This window comes from Phytohabitans aurantiacus (assembly GCF_027923225.1).
Lineage (GTDB): Bacteria > Actinomycetota > Actinomycetes > Mycobacteriales > Micromonosporaceae > Phytohabitans > Phytohabitans aurantiacus.
The window spans coordinates 31,581-49,160 of the sequence record NZ_BSDI01000053.1 but is presented as its reverse complement, the minus strand read 5'-3'; the positions used below and the strand labels follow the sequence as shown (position 1 = coordinate 49,160).

Sequence of the window (17,580 nt, the reverse complement as noted above, 5' to 3'; positions counted from 1 at the left end):
CGATCTCCGCGCAGGACTTGCCTCGGCCCCACATGTTCTCGATCACCCGCCGCAGATCAGCGGTGATCACTCCCGCACGTGCCATACCAGCAGCCTCCCAAGATCAGCCCTCTGTTGCACTGACCGGTGGAGACCGCCAGATCCAACTACGTGCATTCGCCCTTGATCGACGGAAAGGGCGTCTCGCGCGGTGAGCGGGGCGGTGTGAGCGGGGCGGGCGCGGGGCTGCGCGGGGCGGTGGGAGTGGAGTGGGAGAGGGGTTAAGCGAGTAGAGATGCTGCGTGGCGGCCGGCTGCGGCTGCTGCCAGGAAGTACTCGCGGTCTTCCGGCAACCCACGCCCCATCGTCGACAGTCGCACGGGTGACGCGAGCAGCGCCTCCTCCAGTCCGTCCACCGCCACCGTCACGATGCGGTGGCGCGAGGCCAGGGGCGAGAGCGCGTCGCCGATCAGGGATTCGACCCCGGCGGGAACGACCAGGTCGGCCGGTGCCAGGGCCACTCGGCCGTACGCCGTCAGGCTGTGGTGGGATACGCCGTGGTGCCGCGGGCGGGGGTCGGCCGCCGAGATGCGCAGTGACCCTACCGGCCGGCCGCCCAGCACCGCGATCGCGTTGACCGCCTCGCCCACGGCGACTCCGGAGAAGCCCCACGTCGTACCCGTGCCGAGGTTGCCCGGGCCCTGCGCCACCACGGTCACGTCCGCCCCGAGCACGTGCCGCGCGGCGAGCAGTCCACTGTGTACTGTCGTCGCCTCCAGATCGCCCCCGAAAGCCTGGCCCACCGTCACCGTGCCCGCGAGAGTCTCCCGTAGCCCGTCGAGCGTCCGGGAGAACCACGCCGGCAGCGCCCCGCCGTCGGTCATCACGTACGCGACCCGTGCGGCTGGTGCGTCGCACAGTATCCCGGCCAGGATCGCGGGCAACGCGGAGTGCAGATCGGCGGTCACGACCGGCATACCGCCGATGTCGGACGCCTCCGAAAGTGCATTCGCGTGAGGCGACGACGGCTCGTCCACCCCCTGCACGATCGCCTGCAACGGCGTGTACCGCGCCTTCACCATGTGTCCCGCGTCGCGGGTGGTCGCGTCGTCGGGTGGATCGGCGGGCAGGCGGTCAGGGAGCGCGACGACGAGTGCGTAGCCGCCGGTCCCGAGACCCATGAGTTGCGCTCCGACGTTCAGGAGCACCCGGTCGCCGACGACCGGCGTGCCTACCAGCAACGGATAGGCGAGCGCCGGCATCGAGGCGCCGCCCTCGACGGACACCGACAGAGAAACGGCACCGTGCCACGACCGGTCGACAGACGACACAACCCCAGACCGCCACCTGATCACGGCCAACACCTAACCACGCCACCAGCCCCGACCGCGAAAGGGATCGCCGCGAGGAGCACCCCAAGAAGCCAGGCCCGCCCGAGAAAGCCAGGCCCGCCCAAGGACGCCAGGCCCGTCCGAGTAAGCCAGGAAGCCAGGAAAGACGAACGAGCGGGATCAGCGTCGCCGAGTCGGGTCGAGGAAGACGTACCGGATGCCCGGGTACCGCTCGGCGAGCCGCCGCTCTGCCTCGTCTGCGGCGGCCTCGATATCCGCGCCCGTCGCGTCGTCGGCGAAGTCCACCTTGGCCGCGACCAGCACGTCGGCGGGGCCGAGTTGCATGGTGAGCAGGGTGTCGACCCGGTCGACGATGGGAAGCGACGCGAGATCCGCCTCCAGCAGATCGCGAAGCCGGCGCGGCACGGAGCGTCCCACCAGCAGTGACACGTTGCTGCGCGCCAGGATCGCGGCCACCACGAGCAACAGTAGCCCGATCGCGATCGACGCGAGCCCGTCCCACAGCTCGTCGCCCGTGTACTGTGCCAGTCCCACGCCCAAACCGGCCAGCAGCAGCCCGATCAGCGCCGCGCTGTCCTCCAGGAACACGGCCTTCACCGCCGTGTCCGGCGTCAGCCGCAGGTACCGTGCCGGCGTCGTGTCCCACCGCCGCGCCGCCGTGCGGACCTGCCGCACCGCCCGCGCCAGCGACACCGACTCGATCGCGAACGACACCGCCAGCACCACGTACGACACAAGATAATCGCCGCTGTGCTCGCCGGTGCGGATGGTGTGCACGCCGTGCGTGATCGAGAATCCGGCACCCGCCACGAACGTGAACAGCGCCGCGATGAACGCCCACACCCAGCTTTCCCGGCCGTACCCGAACGGGTGAACCGGATCGGCGGGCCGCGCGCCGCGCCGCAGGGCGACATAGAGCAGGACCTCGGTCGTGGTGTCCGCGACCGAGTGTGCGGCCTCGGACAGCATCGCCGCCGAACCCGAGATCAGGCCGGCCACGGCCTTGGCGATCGCGATCGCGAGATTGGCCAACCCCGCTACGATGACCGTTCCGACACTCTCCGTGTTATTCGGCTCCGCCACGCGCCGAGCGTACGACCGGTCCCGTACATATGCGCGAACCGGACTAGCATCGAAGGCGTGTCGCGCACTCGCACGGAGCGGCTGGTCAACCTTGTGATCTGCCTACTGTCGACGCGGCGGTTTCTGACCGCCGCGCAGATCGCCGCGACCGTACCCGGTTATGAACACGATCCCGACGACCCTCGTGACCACGAAGCGTTCCAACGCAAGTTCGAGCGCGACAAGGCCGAGCTCCGTGAGCTGGGCGTCCCCCTGTCGACGGGCACCGCGAGCGCCTTCGACGTCGAGCCGGGCTACCGGATCGACGCCCGGGAGTACGCGCTGCCCGACATCCCACTCGAACCGGACGAGGCCGCCGCCGTGGGCATCGCCGCGCGCCTGTGGCGCCACGCCGGCCTGGCCGCGGCGGCGTCGTCGGGCCTGGCCAAGCTGCGCGCCTCCGGCATCGACATCGACCCGCACGCGACGCTCAGCGTCGAGCCGGTGGTCACCGTCGACCCCGCGTTCGTGCCGCTCGCGGCCGCCGCGCGCGAGCGGCGCGTGGTCACTTTCGACTATCGGGTACCGGAGAAGGACGCGCCAACGCGCCGGCGGCTGCAGCCGTGGGGCGCGGTCTGCTGGCGCGGCCGGTGGTACGTGGTGGGTCACGACCTCGACCGCGACGCAGCCCGGTGCTTCCGCCTCTCCCGCATCGTCGGCACGGTCAAGGCCACGGGCAAGCCCGGCGCCTACGAGCCGCCCGCCGACGTCGACCTGATCAGCCACGTCGCCCGCTGGTCGGGCCCGCTGGAGCACAACGGCCGGGCCACCGTGGTGGCGCGCCCGGGGCGGGCCGCCGGCCTGCGCCGCTGGGCGAAGGAGTCGACGCCGGGCCCCGAGGGCGACCGCCTCGTGCTGGCGTACGCCGACGCCGAGGGCTTCGCCGGCCACCTGGTCGGTTACGGCGCCGACGTGCGGGTGATCGACCCGCCCGAGGTGCGCGAGATGGTCATCCAGCGGCTCAAGGAGATCGCCACCCGGCACGAGGTGGCGGCGCGGCTGTGACCTCCCCGACGCGGCCTCCGCGCACCTCGGCCGACCGCCTGGCCCGGCTGCTGCACCTGGTGCCCTACCTGCTGGCCCGGCCCGGCATCGAGGTCACCGAGGCGGCGGCCGACCTGGGCGTGACCGAAAAGCAGCTCCGGGAAGACCTGGAGCTGCTGTGGGTGTGCGGGCTGCCCGGATACGGGCCGGGTGACCTGATCGACATGGCGTTCGACGGCGAGCGGGTGACGATCACCTACGACGCCGGCATCGACCGCCCGCTGCGCCTCACGCCCGACGAGGCGCTCGCGCTGGTCGTGGCCCTGCGGCTGCTGGCCGAGACGCCAGGCATGCCCAACCGCGACGCGGTCGAGCGCACCCTCGCCAAGATCGAAAGCGCGTCCAGCGACCGGATCGGCGCGCCGCTGGAGGTGCGCCTGCCGGGCAACGCCGACCGGCTCGCCGGCATCCGCGACGCCGTCGAGCGCGGGCGCGCGCTGCGCATCACCTACTACACCGCCACGCGCGACGAGACCACCGAGCGGGTCGTCGACCCGATGCGGGTACTGATGGTGGGCGGCCGCGGTTACCTGGAGGCGTGGTGCCGGCGGGCCGAGGCGGTACGGCTGTTCCGGGTCGACCGCATCGACGCCCTCGACGAGCTCGACGAGCCGTCCCAACCGCCGGCCGAGGCCCAGCCGCACGACCTCAGCGACGGCATCTTCCAACCCGGCCCGGAGCTGCCCCTGGTCACGCTGCGGGTCGGGCGGGGTGCCCGCTGGATCACCGAGTACTACCCGTGCGAGTCGGTGCGCGCCGACGGCGAGGAGTGGCTGGTATCGCTGCGGGTCAGCGACCTGCCGTGGGCCCGCCGGTTCGTGCTGGGGCTCGGGCCGGACGCCACCGTGGTCGCCCCGCCGGAGCTCGTCGAGCAGGTGCGCGACGACGCCGCGGCCGCGCTGGACCAGTACAGTTAGCCGGGTGGTGACCTGGATCGCATGGGGCCTGGTGCTGCTGGGCCTCGTGGTGCTGGTGTTGGCGGTGTTGCCGGTGATCGGCCGCTTGGGGCGGCTGCGGCGGGCGGCGCTGAAGATGCAGCGCCAGCAGGCCCGCGTCGAGTCGCTTCAGAGCGCCGCGCTGACCCTTCAGGAGCGCGTCGAGCCGCTGCTGGAGCAGGTCGAGACGGCACAGCGCCAGCTGGCCGCCATCCAGGCAAAACGCGGGCGTTGACGGTACGTCCGGCAACACACGTACGATAGCCTCGTCACTCCTCACCGACGATCAGCAACTGGAGTTCCCATGGGCGCCCTCAAGCCATGGCACATCGCCGTACTCGTGGTCGTGCTGATTCTGCTCTTCGGGGCGAAGCGGCTCCCCGGTGCGGCGCGTTCGCTCGGCCAGTCGCTGCGGATCATCAAGGCCGAGACGAAGACGCTGACCGACGACGAGCGCGACCTCGCCGAAAAGGCCGACGCGCAGCACGGCCGCCAGCCGCTGCCCCCGTCGGCGCAGCAGGCACAGCAGCAGCCTCCCGCGCCGCCGGTCGTTGACCCGGTGCAGCGCGCTCGCGACAACTGACCCGGGGGTTCCCGGTGGCCTTCGGCCTCAAGAAGCGCGGCCCCACGAACTTCGAACGCGCCGCCGACGGCTCGATGACTCTCGTCGAGCACATTCGCGAGCTGCGCACGCGCCTGTTCCGCGCCTCGCTGGGCATCGTGGTCGGCTTCGCGGTCGGCATGATCCTCGCGACACCGGTCTTCGAGCTGCTCAAGGCTCCCTACTGCGACCTGGGCACCACCGTCAACTCCGACGGCGAGTGCCTCATGACCCAGCTGGGTCCGGCCGACGGGTTCCTGCTGCGGCTCAAGCTGGCCCTCTGGATCGGCCTGATCGTCGCCGCGCCGGTGTGGCTGTACCAGTTGTGGGCGTTCATCGCGCCGGGCCTGCACCGGCACGAGCGCAAGTACGCGTACATCTTCGTCGGCATCGCGGCGCCGCTGTTCGCCGCGGGCTCCGCCCTGGCGTACTTCGTGGTGTCGAAGGGCCTGCACTTCCTGCTGGAGTCCGGCGTCACCGGGCTCACCACGCAGCTGGAAGTCACCCGATACATCTCGTTCGTCACCAACCTGATCCTGATATTCGGGGTGGCGTTCGAGTTCCCGCTGCTGATCTTGATGCTCAACTTCGTGGGTATCGCCAGCGCCAAGCGGCTGCTCAGCTGGTGGCGGATCGCCATCTTCGTGTTCTTCGCGTTCTCCGCGATCGTGACGCCGACCCCCGACCCGTTCGGCATGACCGCCCTCGCGGTGTGCCTGACGGGGATGTACTTCATCGCCGTGGGCGTGGCGTTCCTCAACGACCGCCGCCGCGCGAAGCGTGACAACGAGTACGAGGGCCTCAGCGACGACGAGGCGTCCCCGCTCGCCGCGTTCGACCCGGTCGACGAGCCGGAGCCGCTGGAGCCCGTCGCGCCGATCCCGGCGCCCGAGGCGATCGAGTACCGCCGCTACGACGAGAGCACCTGAGTTGGTAGAGCCGGCCCTGCTAGCGGTGCTGATCAACCCGGGCGCCGGGCGAGGGCGCTTCAACGACGTCACACCGGCCGTGCTGGACCGGCTCGCCGAGTCCGGCCGGCCGATCCGGGTGCTCGATCCCAGTACCCGGGAGGATGCTCAGGCGGCGTGCCACGCCGCGGTCGCCGACGGCGCGGCCGGGCTCGTGGCAGTGGGCGGGGATGGCACCGTCCACCTGGCGTTGCAGGCGGTGGCCGGCACCGACGTGCCCTTCGGCGCGGTGCCGGCCGGCACCGGCAACGACTTCGCGGCGGCGACCGGCGTCCCCGCCGAGCCCCTGGCCGCCGCCGCGGCGATCGCTGACGCGGTCAAGGCGGCCCGCACCCGCCCCATCGACCTGGCGAGGGTCACGTCGCCCGGCGGCGAGACACACTGGTACGGCTCGGTGCTGGCGGCCGGCTTCGACGCGGTGGTCAACGAGCGCGCCAACCGGATGCGCTGGCCACGCGGCCCGCGCCGGTACGACGTGGCGATCTTCGTCGAGCTCGTGCGGCTCAAGGCCCGCCGGTACGTGCTGCGGCTCGACGGCGAGGAGCGGCGGCTCGACGCGGTGCTGCTGGCGGTCGGCAACTGCCCGAGCTACGGCGGCGGCATCCGCATCGTCCCGACCGCCGACCCGACCGACGGCCTGCTCGACGTGGTCTACGCCGACGTCGACCGGCCGACCCTGGTGCGCCTGAAGCCGAAAACGTACGAGGGCACCCACATCGACCACCCGCTGGTCCACACGGCACGCGCCCGCGTGGTCGAGATCGAGGCCGAGGGCATCACAACCTACGTAGACGGCGAACGCTGCCTCCCCCTCCCGGTGAGGATCGAGGCCGTCCCCGCAGCCATCCACCTCCTCGCGTAACCCTTTTTCGTGATCAGGGCGTCCCTGAAGTCGTTAGAGCGACTTGAGGGACGCCCTGATCACGAAGGCGGGGGTCACGGTGCTGGCTTTGCGGCCGTCAGGTCGAGCACGGCGGACAGGCCGTTGGCGCGGCCTGGGTCCGCCGCGGGCAGCACCAGCGCTGCGCACCCCGCCTTCACCGCTCCCGCGTCCGCGGGGGTGTCGCCGACCATCAGCGCGCGCTCCGGGTCGACGCGCAGCGCCGCGCACGCCCGCATGAAGATCGCCGGATCCGGCTTGCAGCGGCCCACCTCGTACGACAGCACGTACGCGTCCACGTACTCGGACAGCTCCCACGCCTCGAACAGCGGCCGGATGTCGAACCCGATGTTGCTGACCACCGCGACCGGCACGCCGGCCTCGTGGAGGGCGACCAGCGTGGCGACCGTGTCCGTGTAGAGCACCCAGCCGTCCGGGCGCAGCAGCCGCTCGTAGAGGGCCTCCTCGAAGCCATCCACGCCCGCGTTGACGGTCGCCGCCAGCCCGAGGTAGGTGGCCCGGTGCGCGTGCTCGTACAGGTCGCGGTCGGCGAACACCTCGGCCAGGTGCGGCGGCACCCGGTGCGGCAGCGGCCCGCCGGGACGGCCCGCGGTGACCAGGCGGTCGGCGAGCACGGTGGCCCGGCCGCGGTCGAGCGTCACCCCGCAGGCGTTCGCCGCGGCGGTCACCCACGACACGGGGTCTTCGACCTGGGCGAGTGTGCCGTGGAAGTCGAAGAGCACCGCCTCGACCGGGCGCCGCTGCGGTGATGGGCTGAGCGATTCGGCATGGTCCGGCACGTTCGTGACCCTATCGAGCGGCTCGTCGGGGCTCGCCGGGGGACACGCTGGTCTCGTTGACACTCACGCCGCTCGCGGTCACCGACGGGCCGCGGAACGCTACGCTCTCTCCGCGAGAGCGCACGCATACACCGGGGAGGGTCGTTGCGCGGGTGGTGGAGGAAGGCCCGCCTCCGGCTTCGCCGGCGGGCCCGGCGCCTGGTGGGCGTGCTGATCCTGCTGGTCGTCGCCGCGATACTCCTGCTCGCGGCCCGGCTCACCACCGGCTTCAACAGCGACCTACTGCTCAACATCGGCGCCGCCGTGGTGATGGTCGCCTTGTCGTACGCCGTCTTCGACCCGATTTTCGAGGAGTTGCGCCGGTCGCGGGTCGAGGAGCACCCGAGCTTCGACCACGACGAGTTCAGCGGTCACGTGGCGGGCGCGTCCGACCTGGTCACGGTCATGGACACCGGCATGCACATGCTGGAGGGCACGAGCCGGGGCAGGTTTCTGGAGGCGGTGGGCGCGGCGCTGGGCAACGGCGCGACGGTACGGGTGCTGCTGCTCGACCCGGACTCGGCGGCCGCCTCGCAGCGGGCCGAGGAGATCCGGCCGGTCGACGTGCGCCGCGTCATCCAGGACAACCTGCGGCACCTGTACGAGTTCGCCCTCGCGCTGCCGCCCGCACAGCAGGCCCGCTTTCAGGTGCGCATCTACGACGCGTCGCCGTCGATCCAGATGTTCCGCTGGGACGACAAGGCGCTCATCTCGTTCTTCCCGATCGGCGTACGGGCATCCGCGTCCCCGCACCTGGAGGTGTATCTGGAGAGCCCGCTCGGCGAGTTCGTGCAGGGCCGCTTCGACGACCTGTGGCGGCACGCCAGCACACGCCCGCTCAGCGACTACGTCGCGGTGCCGCTGACCGTGTTCCACCGCGACACCCCGCTGCGCAGTTGCGGTGTCCATTTCGTCCTCGTCGAGGGTGCGTGGTTCATCGACGGCGCGCCCATGGTCGACCAGCTCACCGACCACGGCACCGGGCGGCTCGACATCGTCACCTCGCGCCCGCTCAGCATCGACGGGCGGATCGGGCGCAACTTCCGGCTGGCCCGCGTCGACGGCGACTCCGTGCCCGACCGCGACAGCGTCCTGCGCATGTTCGACGCCAAGTACGGGCCGCGCCAGCTCGACGGTCCGGGCCGCGCCCGCCTCGCCATGCGACTCGTGCCCCGCCGCGAGGAATATGGGCTCACCTAGCGGATAACCTTGGAGCATGAGCAGCCCCGCCGAGCGGTACGCCGCGGCGCGCCGCCGGGCCGCGCAGGCCGCCGCGTTCCCCGCCCTGGACGAGTTCGCTCCGGCGCTGGGCTTCGACCTCGACGACTTCCAGCGCGAAGCCTGCGAGGCCCTGGAGCGGGGCAGCGGCGTACTCGTATGCGCGCCCACCGGTGCCGGTAAGACCGTCGTCGGCGAGTTCGCCGTGCACCTCGCGCTGACCTCGCCCACCCAGCGCAAATGCTTCTACACCACGCCGATCAAGGCGCTGTCCAACCAGAAGTACCACGATCTGGTGCAGCGGTACGGCGCGGAGAAGGTCGGCCTGCTCACCGGCGACAACGCCATCAACGGCGACGCGCCCGTGGTCGTGATGACCACCGAGGTCCTGCGCAACATGCTGTACGCGGGCTCGACCACCCTCGAAGGCCTCGCGTACGTGGTCATGGACGAGGTGCACTACCTCGCCGACCGGTTCCGCGGCGCGGTCTGGGAAGAGGTGATCATCCATCTGCCCGCCTCGGTGACACTCGTGTCCCTGTCAGCCACCGTCTCCAACGCCGAGGAGTTCGCCGACTGGCTTGTCACCGTGCGGGGCGAGACGTCCGTGGTGGTCAGCGAGCACCGGCCGGTGCCGCTGTGGCAGCACATGCTGGTCGGCAAGCGGATGTTCGACCTGTTCCACGACGCCGACGCGGCTCGCAAGCACGACGTGCACCCCGAACTGCTGCGCTACAGCCGCGAGACGCTGCGCCGCCTGGAGATGACCGACGGATACAGCCCGGGATACGGCCGTCGGGGGCGGCGCTGGCGCCCGCCGCTGCGCGCCGACGTCATCGAGCGCCTCGACCGCGAGGGCCTGCTCCCCGCGATCCTGTTCATCTTCAGCCGCGCGGGCTGCGACGCGGCCGTCCAGCAGTGCCTCCAGGCCGGGCTGCGCCTCACCTCACCCGAGGAGCGCGTCGAGATCCGGCGGGTCGTCGAGAGCCGCATGGTCGCGTTCTCCGGCGAAGACCTGTCGGTCCTCGGGTACTGGGAATGGCTCGACGGGCTCGAACGCGGCCTCGCCGCGCACCACGCGGGCCTGCTGCCGGCCTTCAAGGAGGTCGTCGAGGAGCTGTTCGTCCGCGGCCTGGTCAAGGCGGTCTTCGCCACCGAGACCCTCGCGCTCGGCATCAACATGCCGGCCCGCTGCGTGGTGCTCGAACGCCTGGTCAAGTTCAACGGCGAGGCGCACGTCGATCTGACGCCGGGGGAGTACACGCAGCTCACCGGCCGCGCCGGGCGGCGGGGCATCGACATCGAGGGCCATGCCGTGGTCGTGTGGGCGCCCGAGGTCGACCCGCGGCACGTCGCGGGACTGGCATCGACCCGCACCTACCCGCTGCGTTCCAGCTTCCGGCCGTCCTACAACATGGCCGCCAACCTGGTCGGCACCGTGGGCGCCGACCGCGCCCGCGAGCTGCTGGAGTCGTCGTTCGCCCAGTTCCAGGCGGACCGGTCGGTGGTCGGCCTCGCGCGGCAGGTGCAGCACAACCTTGCGACCATCGAGACGTACGGCAAGGACGTGCGCTGCCACCACGGCGACTTCGACGAGTACTTCGCCATCCGCGTGGCCATCGCCGACCGCGAGCGGGCGCTCGCGAAGCAAGGCACCAGCCAGCGTCGCGCGGAAGCTGTGCGGTCCCTGGAGCGCCTTCGCGTGGGTGACGTCATTCGGGTACCGTCCGGCAGGCGCGCCGGCCTCGCGGTGGTTCTCGACCCGGGTGCCGGTGGCTTCGGTGAGCCGCGGCCACTGGTGCTGACCCAGGATCGCTGGGCCGGTCGGGTGTCCCCGGCCGACTTCAGCGCCCCGGCCGAGGTGCTGGCGCGGGTCCGGGTACCCAAGAATTTCAACCACCGCGCGCCCGCCGCGCGCCGCGACCTGGCGTCGGCGGTGACCGCGACCGGTCTTGACCGGCACGCCGGGCGGCGCAACAAGTCTCGCGGCAATGGCGAGGACCACGAGCTGGCGCTGCTGCGCATCCAGTTGCGGCAGCACCCGTGCCACGCGTGCGAGGAGCGGGAGGAGCACGCCCGCTGGGCCGAGCGCCGGCACCGGCTCGAGCGCGACACCCAGCAGCTGCGCGACAAGGTGGCCGGGCGCACCGGCTCGCTCGCCCGTACGTTCGACAACGTCTGCGACCTGCTGGCCACGCGCGGATACCTGACGCCCGACGGCGAGGTGACCGACGCGGGCCGCATGCTCGCGCGGATCTGGACCGAGGCCGACCTGCTCGTCGCCGAGTGCCTGCGCCGCGGGATCTGGGACGGCCTGTCCCCGTCCGAGCTGGCCGCGGCCGTCTCCGTCGTGCTGTACGAGGCGCGGCGCGAGGGCGACGAACGGGCGTCGGTACCGCGCGGGCCGGTGTCCGACGCGGTCGACGCGACCCTCAAGATCTGGGCCGAACTGGAGGCCGACGAGGCCGCCCGTGGCCTGGATCTCACCCGCGAACCCGACCTCGGTTTCGTGTGGCCGATCTTCCGCTGGGCACGCGGTGAGGATCTGGCCAAGGTGCTCGCAAGCGGACACAATCTCGACGGCGAGATGCCGGCCGGTGACTTTGTGCGATGGGCGCGTCAGGTGGTCGACCTGCTCGGTCAACTGACCGACGCGGCCGCCGCGTCGCCCGGCGTACGCGATACGGCACGCGCGGCGATGACTGCCGTAAAACGAGGCGTTCTCATCTACAATTCGGTCTGACTTTTAGCCGTTTACCCCTTGCAGAACTCCGTTCGTCCGTAAATGATCGCGGACGCGAACCGTCTTCGTATCTGCGGGCGGGAACTGTGGGGGGACTTGTGGCGGAGATTCATCACTTTGAATACGGCCTGATCACGCCGATACTCAGCTACGCGCTCTCGGTGCTGGGGTCGCTGCTCGGCCTCACCTGCGCGGTACGGGTGCGGGAGGCGCACTCGTCAGCGCAGCGTGCCTGGTTCCTGATGCTCGCCGCGTGGGCGATCGGCGGCACCGCGATCTGGAGCATGCACTTCATGGCGATGCTCGGGTTCTCCGTCGTCGGCCAGCGCATCCGGTACGACGTGGCGCTCACCGCCGCCAGCGCGATCATCGCCGTCGTCGTGGTCGGCATCGGCCTGTTCATCGTCGGCATGGGCCGCCCATCGATCGTGAAGATCCTCTTCGGCGGCCTCTTCGCCGGTCTCGGCGTCGCCGCGATGCACTACACCGGCATGGCCGCCATGCGCGTCGACGCCGACATCGCATACGACACCACCCGCGTCGCATTGTCGGTCGTGATCGCCGTGGTCGCCGCTTGCGTAGCGTTGTGGCTCGTCGTAAACGTCAAGGGCGTATTGGCGATCATCGCATCCGCCCTGGTCATGGGCGTCGCCGTCAACGGCATGCACTTCACCGGCATGTCCTCGATGTCCGCACACCTGCACGAGGAGCCCGGCGACCCGAGCGGCGCCACCGCCTCCAACCTGCTGGTACCGATCATCCTCGCCGTGATCCTCGTGGTGATCGCGCTGATCTACGCCGTACTGGCCGCCCCGACCGAGGACGACCGGGCCGGCGCCGCCTACCTCGACGCCCGCATCGCCGACCGCGAGAAGACCCAGCCAGAGCTGCCGCCGGCGCCAAACGGCTTCACCCCCCGCCCCCGCCGCAACACCACGTCGTACACCCCCCGCCGCCGCTAACCCACCCGGCACCATCACTCTCCCGCGCCGTCGTCATCGCCGCGCGTTCTGCCCCGTGCCCCTCTTCGCGCCGAGCCGCTCTTCGCGCCGAGCCGTTCTCCGCGCCGTGCCGTTCTCCGCGCCGAGCCGTTCTCCGCGCCGAGCCGTTCTCCGCGCCGAGCCGTTCTCCGCGCCGAGCCGTTCTCCGCGCCGAGCCGTTCTCCGCGCCGCTCACCGCGCCCGGCCTCCGCGCCGATCAAGGGCGAATGCACGTGGTTGGATCTCTGATCCATGGGCGGGCGCTGCTCGGGCGGCGCGGCACGGCGTGTCGCCACGCCGGTTGCGCCGATCAAGGGCGAACGCACGTGGTTGGATCTCTGATCCATGGGCGGGCGCCGCTCGGGCGGCGCGGCACGGCGTGTCGCCACGCCGGTTGCGCCGATCAAGGGCGAACGCACGTGGTTGGATCTCTTTTCGCGTGCATTCGCCCTTGATCGATGGACTTACCCTTGATCGGCGTGGTGCGGGCGTTGGGGCTCGGCCGCGCTGGCGCAAGAGCGGCGCGGGCGGTGCAGCGTCCTGCCGGTGGGCCGCTCGGCCAGCAAGATCTCGCGGTGCTCGCGGTGCTCGCGGTGCTCGCGGTGCTCGCGGTGAGGCTAGCCTCCTAGGACGCTTTGGGGGTGGTGGCGCGCCGCACACAGGCACCAGCGGGCGCCGCGAACACGTCCGGGGTGCGGCTAGCGCGCCAAAGCGTCGACCAAGCGCCGGCAGGAGCCGGCCAGATTCCACTTTTCGGCTAGAGCTAGCAAACGGTCGCCGTCCGCGGGCGCCGACGGGAGTGCCGTGTCGAGGTCGGGGAGCGCGATATCACGAGCGACGCGTACGACCTTGGGCGCGACGGCCAGGTAGTCGCGAGCGGCCAGGAGCTTGGCCCGCAGGCCGGGAGCGAAGCCTGACGCCGGATCGTCAAGCGCCGCCACGATGCCGTCGAGCGTGCCGTATCGGCTGACCAGGCGAGCAGCCGTTTTCTCGCCGACGCCGGGCACGCCGGGCAGGCCGTCACTTGGGTCGCCGCGGAGTGCCGCGAAGTCCGCGTACGCCGCCGCCGGCACGCCATACTTCGCGCGGACCGCCGCGTCGTCACAGTCTTCGAGCTTGGCGACGCCTCGACCGCAGTACAGCAAGCGGACGGGCTTGGCGTCGTCGACGAGCTGGAACAGGTCGCGGTCACCAGACGCCACCTCAACCGGGCCGGGCTGGGTGGTGGCGAGGGTGCCCAGCACGTCGTCGGCTTCGTATCCGGGCGCGTCGATCGCGGGAATGCCGATCGCGGCGAGCACGTCGAGGATCAGTGGCACCTGAGGGACGAGGTTGTCCGGCACGACTTCCTCGCCCGGCGCGCCGCCTTCGGCGAGCCGGTGCGCCTTGTATGACGGCAGCAGCGCCACACGCCAGGCCGGGCGCCAGTCGGCGTCGAGCGCGCACACCAGCCGGTCGGGACGGCGGCTGCGAATGAGGTTGGCGAGCATGTCGAGGAAGCCGCGCACCGCGTTGACCGGCGAGCCGTCGGGGGCCCGCGCGGCGGACTCGGGGATGCCAAAGTAGGCCCGGAAGTACAGGCTCGGCGCGTCCACCAACAGCAGCGTCATGCCCAACAGCCTGTCACACCCATCCGACACCCAGCCCGACCGCGGCCTCGCGCGGCGGTCTGCCCGAGGCCGCGGGATCCGTCGCGCAAGGCCCGTCGTCGCAGGGGCCGTCGTGGCACAAGGCCCGCGCCGCGGGAGGCACGCACCGCGCCAGGCTGGCGTGGCGCGAGGCTGGCGCGGCGCGTGATCCGTCGCCGCGAGGCGCGTGCCGCGCCGATCAAGGGCATTCGCATGGATCAAGGGCGAATGCACGCGGAAAAGCGATCCAACCGCGTGCATTCGCCCTTGATCGGCGGAAGCGGCGTGGCGACACGCCGTGCCGGGCTGGCCTGGGGGCGGACATACGCGGAGAAGAGATCCAACCACGTGCATTCGCCCTTGATCGACGGGGAGAGGGGGCAACGCGCGCGGTGCGAGCGCCGCGCCTCGCGTAGGGGACCGTCGGGTGCCGGGAGTGGGGGAGCGAGGGAGAGGGGAACGGGCGGGCGGGGGCGGTTACGGGGAGGTGTCGGCGGAGGGTACGCCGGGCGAAAGGTTGGCGGATGTACCGCGCGACCGGGTCAACATCCCCATTCTCGTGCATATTGTCGCTGCCGTGACGTTGCCGGCGACCGAGACACCCGCCCCCGTACCGCCCCAGCGGATCCGTCCGCTGCGCGTCGGGATGGTGGTGGTGAGCGAGTACGAGTCCGACCCGCGGGTGCGCCGCCAGGCCGAGGCGTTGGTCGCGCGCGGCGACGAGGTGACCGTACTGGCCCTCGACGCCCCCGGCCGCCCCGAGGTGGACATTGTGGACGGTGTACGCGTCGTGCACCTGCCCACCCGCAAGTATCGGGGCAGTTCCGCGAAGGCGTACCTATCGCTGTACGGCGGGTTTGGCGCGCGGGCGGCCGGGTGGTTGAGCCGGCGTCCCCGGGCGTTCGACGTGGTGCAGGCGCACTCGATGCCGGAGGCGCTGGTGTTCGCGGCGGCGGTGCCGAGGCTGTTTGGCGTGCCGGTACTGCTGGACGTGCACGACCTGACGTCGAAGCTGTTCGCCTCCAAGTTCGCCGACCGGCGCAAGGTGCTGGCTGCCGTGTCGGCGTCGGAGAAGGCTTCGCTGCGGTTCGCCCGTGAGGTGCTGACCGTCCACGAACCGTACGCGGACATGCTGCGTGACCTGACCCGCCGACCGGTCTCGGTGGTGATGAACTGCCCGGACGAGCGGCTGTTCGTGCCCCGCGAGCGGCCGCGCGGTTGGGACCCGGACGGCGAGGTCGTGTTCAGCTACCACGGACTGATCGCGCCCCGGCACGGTCTGGTGGCGTCGACGGAGGCGCTGGCCGCGATCCGGTCCGATGTTCCGGGGGCCCGTCTGCAGGTACGCGGCAGCGGCGACGGCCTGGACGAACTGCGGGACCGCGTCGAGGCTCTCGGTGTCGACGTGGATTTGCCGACCCGTCTCTACCCGCTGCCCGAGATCGTCTCCGAGCTCGACCGCGTCCACATTGGACTGATACCGAGCCAGCTCGATCCGTGGACCGATGGCGTACTGCCGACCAAGCTCCTGGAGTACGCGAGTCTCGGCATCCCGGTCATCACCTTCCGGAACCCGGTGATCGCCCGCTACTTCCCGGAAGACTCGGTGCGGTACGTCGACCCGGCCACCCCGCAGACGCTCGCCGAGGCGATGCGCGACTTGGCCCGGAACCCCGAGAAGGCGCTGGCACAGGCCCGGCGTGCCACCGAGGTGATGGCCGGCCTGCGCTGGAGTGAGCAGAAGAAGCACTACTTCGCGGTCATCGACCGCCTGGCGAAGCGTGCGTAGAACGCTACTCACCATGGCCGGGCTTGTCGCGCTCGGCCTCACCCGGCTCCTGCACGGCGTACTGGTCAGCCGCGCCACCGATCATGAAACCTACGGCCTCGTGGGCTCGCTGATCGCGGTCACCACGATCGCCAGCCTGCTCCTTCCGGCGGGGTTGGCGAGCGCCGCGGCCAAGTTCATCCCGTACCAGCATGGTCGGGGCAATGACCCGGCGGCGCGCGGTGTATATCGCCTGGTGCTCCGAGTGGGATGGGTCGGTGCGATCGGGCTGGGCGTCGCCGCGGGGTGGGGCGCTCAGGTGGCATTCGACCTGAGGATGCTCGACGCAATTCAGGTCACCGCGTTGTGCACCGCCTTCTCGATGTACTCGGTGCTCAAGTCGGTGCTCTACGGGTTCGATCTCGTGTCCGGGTACACGAAGCTGGAGCTGGCCTGCTCGGCATTGTCGTTGTCGGCGACGGCGCTGGTGGTGGCACTCGGCTGGTCCGTGTATTTGCTGCCGCTGGCCGCGGGCTACGCGCTGTTCACCTTCGGTGCATGGTGGCGGTTGCGGCCGGTGATGCACGGAGCAATGTCCGCGCCGGGCAGTGCGCAACGCCGCGAGATTGCCGCGTTCATTGCACTGGCCTGTGTCGGCACATTGTGCTCGCAGGGCTTCCTGCAGGGCACGCAGCTGCTGGCCAACCGGTTCGCCGCACCGCGCGAGGTGGCGTATTTCGCCGCGGCGGTGACCCTGATCGCCCCGGTGTATTTCGTGCCGCGCGCGCTGGGCATCGTGCTCTTCCCCGCGATGGCACGCGCTCATGGCGCCGGCGACGTGAGCGGCGTGCGCCGGCGGGCCGACCTGTCGACCAGGGCGCTGCTCGCGGTGCTCGCACCGCTGGTCGCCGCCGCGCTGCCGCTCGCGCCGGAGGTCCTGACCGTCTTCGGCGGTTCCGGGTACGCCGGCGGCGCCCCCGTGCTGCGCCTGATGCTGGTGGCCACCTACCTGGCGGTCGTGAGTGTCCCCGCGGTCAACGCGCTGTCGAGCGGCGCGCACGTGCGGGTGCCCGTGGCGTCGGCGGTGCTGGGGACGCTGACCGGGTTCGCGGTGGTGGCGCTGCTGGGCGGTGCGACCGGTGTCGGCCTGGGGTACCTGTGCGGCACGGCGGTGACCGCCGGCGGGCCGTTCGTGATCGCGTGGCGGCACCACGGGATGTCCTGGTCTGGGCCGGTCCTTCGGGGCGCGGGTGTCGTGGGTGGAGCGCTGCTCGCGTCCTGGTGGCTGCCGCGCGAGCCGGCGATCGACGCGGCACTCGCCGGCGTGGTGCTCGCGGCCGGCGCGTTGGTGCTGCGTGGCGACCTGATCACGCTGCGCCGAGGGCGCGGCGAGCGGCCGGACGATTCGGCGACAGGTCAGCCGGCCGTCGCCGGCAGTTCACCAACTGGTCGGGCGGGCGGCGTGTGATGGCTCGGTTGTCCAGGGCACACAGCGACTCAGCCGTCGAAGACGGCTCGCAAGG

16 protein-coding genes are annotated in these 17,580 nt (G+C 71.3%); 12 read left to right on the top strand and 4 right to left on the bottom strand.

Features of this window, described 5'->3' with window-relative positions:
* Positions 1-260: 260 nt before the first annotated feature.
* Positions 261-1,334 carry a DUF3866 family protein gene (locus QMG73_RS36595; RefSeq protein WP_281903531.1) on the bottom strand — a complete coding sequence of 358 codons (1,074 nt, stop codon included), beginning with the start codon at positions 1,332-1,334 and terminating at the stop codon, positions 261-263.
* 156 nt (positions 1,335-1,490) lie between these two features.
* Positions 1,491-2,414 (bottom strand): cation diffusion facilitator family transporter, encoded by a 924-nt coding sequence (locus tag QMG73_RS36590; protein WP_281903530.1) that lies wholly within the window; start codon positions 2,412-2,414, stop codon positions 1,491-1,493.
* A 57-nt stretch (positions 2,415-2,471) separates the two neighbouring features.
* Between QMG73_RS36590 and QMG73_RS36585 the strand changes: the two genes are divergently transcribed.
* The 6 genes from QMG73_RS36585 (at position 2,472) to QMG73_RS36560 (ending at position 6,863) form a co-directional block, all read left to right on the top strand.
* Positions 2,472-3,458 carry a helix-turn-helix transcriptional regulator gene (locus tag QMG73_RS36585; RefSeq protein WP_281903529.1) on the top strand — a complete coding sequence of 329 codons (987 nt, stop codon included), beginning with the start codon at positions 2,472-2,474 and terminating at the stop codon, positions 3,456-3,458.
* Complete coding sequence (locus tag QMG73_RS36580; protein WP_281903528.1) at positions 3,455-4,414, top strand: helix-turn-helix transcriptional regulator; 960 nt, start codon at positions 3,455-3,457, stop codon at positions 4,412-4,414. Before QMG73_RS36585 ends, QMG73_RS36580 begins: the two co-directional genes overlap by 4 nt.
* Before the next feature lie 4 nt (positions 4,415-4,418).
* A complete protein-coding gene (locus QMG73_RS36575) occupies positions 4,419-4,667 on the top strand; it encodes a hypothetical protein (RefSeq protein ID WP_281903527.1) in 249 nt (82 codons plus the stop codon).
* Between the two features lie 69 nt (positions 4,668-4,736).
* The gene (gene tatA / locus QMG73_RS36570; protein WP_281903526.1) at positions 4,737-5,015 is read left to right on the top strand and encodes a Sec-independent protein translocase subunit TatA; all 279 of its coding nucleotides are present in this window, start codon (positions 4,737-4,739) and stop codon (positions 5,013-5,015) included.
* Between the two features lie 14 nt (positions 5,016-5,029).
* Positions 5,030-5,962, top strand: a complete 933-nt coding sequence (tatC, locus tag QMG73_RS36565) for a twin-arginine translocase subunit TatC (RefSeq protein ID WP_281903525.1) — start codon at positions 5,030-5,032, stop codon at positions 5,960-5,962.
* A 1-nt stretch (position 5,963) separates the two neighbouring features.
* On the top strand, positions 5,964-6,863 hold the full coding sequence (locus tag QMG73_RS36560) for a diacylglycerol kinase family protein (RefSeq protein ID WP_281903524.1): 900 nt from the start codon (positions 5,964-5,966) through the stop codon (positions 6,861-6,863).
* 74 nt (positions 6,864-6,937) lie between these two features.
* On the opposite strand, the gene QMG73_RS36555 is transcribed toward QMG73_RS36560, so the two are convergent.
* Positions 6,938-7,681, bottom strand: a complete 744-nt coding sequence (locus QMG73_RS36555; protein ID WP_281903523.1) for an HAD family hydrolase — start codon at positions 7,679-7,681, stop codon at positions 6,938-6,940.
* A 144-nt stretch (positions 7,682-7,825) separates the two neighbouring features.
* Here QMG73_RS36555 and QMG73_RS36550 point away from each other — a divergent pair, with 144 nt between their 5' ends.
* From QMG73_RS36550 to QMG73_RS36535, 4 genes are all read left to right on the top strand, one after another.
* Entirely contained in the window at positions 7,826-8,920 is a 1,095-nt protein-coding gene (locus tag QMG73_RS36550) for a hypothetical protein (protein ID WP_281903522.1), read from the top strand.
* Positions 8,921-8,936: 16 nt separating this feature from the next.
* On the top strand, positions 8,937-11,681 hold the full coding sequence (locus QMG73_RS36545) for a DEAD/DEAH box helicase (RefSeq protein WP_281903521.1): 2,745 nt from the start codon (positions 8,937-8,939) through the stop codon (positions 11,679-11,681).
* A 98-nt stretch (positions 11,682-11,779) separates the two neighbouring features.
* The gene (locus QMG73_RS36540; RefSeq protein WP_281903520.1) at positions 11,780-12,643 is read left to right on the top strand and encodes an MHYT domain-containing protein; all 864 of its coding nucleotides are present in this window, start codon (positions 11,780-11,782) and stop codon (positions 12,641-12,643) included.
* A 476-nt stretch (positions 12,644-13,119) separates the two neighbouring features.
* Positions 13,120-13,290 carry a hypothetical protein gene (locus QMG73_RS36535; RefSeq protein ID WP_281903519.1) on the top strand — a complete coding sequence of 57 codons (171 nt, stop codon included), beginning with the start codon at positions 13,120-13,122 and terminating at the stop codon, positions 13,288-13,290.
* A gap of 69 nt (positions 13,291-13,359) precedes the next feature.
* Here QMG73_RS36535 and QMG73_RS36530 read toward each other — a convergent pair whose 3' ends face one another.
* The gene (locus QMG73_RS36530; RefSeq protein ID WP_407676904.1) at positions 13,360-14,271 is read right to left on the bottom strand and encodes a 5'-3' exonuclease; all 912 of its coding nucleotides are present in this window, start codon (positions 14,269-14,271) and stop codon (positions 13,360-13,362) included.
* A 595-nt stretch (positions 14,272-14,866) separates the two neighbouring features.
* On the opposite strand from QMG73_RS36530, the gene QMG73_RS36525 reads away from it, so the two are divergent.
* Both QMG73_RS36525 and QMG73_RS36520 read left to right on the top strand, forming a co-directional pair.
* Entirely contained in the window at positions 14,867-16,078 is a 1,212-nt protein-coding gene (locus QMG73_RS36525; RefSeq protein WP_281903516.1) for a glycosyltransferase, read from the top strand.
* A gap of 13 nt (positions 16,079-16,091) precedes the next feature.
* The gene (locus QMG73_RS36520) at positions 16,092-17,525 is read left to right on the top strand and encodes a lipopolysaccharide biosynthesis protein (RefSeq protein WP_281903515.1); all 1,434 of its coding nucleotides are present in this window, start codon (positions 16,092-16,094) and stop codon (positions 17,523-17,525) included.
* Positions 17,526-17,580: the final 55 nt, after the last annotated feature.

Excerpts from the sequence above, each read along its gene's own strand:
- tatA (WP_281903526.1), top strand. The coding sequence starts at position 4,737 with ATGGGCGCCCTCAAGCCATGGCACATCGCCGTACTCGTGGTCGTGCTG.
- QMG73_RS36545 (WP_281903521.1), top strand. The coding sequence starts at position 8,937 with ATGAGCAGCCCCGCCGAGCGGTACGCCGCGGCGCGCCGCCGGGCCGCG.
- QMG73_RS36535 (WP_281903519.1), top strand. The coding sequence starts at position 13,120 with ATGGACTTACCCTTGATCGGCGTGGTGCGGGCGTTGGGGCTCGGCCGC.
- QMG73_RS36530 (WP_407676904.1), bottom strand. The coding sequence starts at position 14,271 with ATGACGCTGCTGTTGGTGGACGCGCCGAGCCTGTACTTCCGGGCCTAC.
- QMG73_RS36520 (WP_281903515.1), top strand. The coding sequence starts at position 16,092 with ATGGCCGGGCTTGTCGCGCTCGGCCTCACCCGGCTCCTGCACGGCGTA.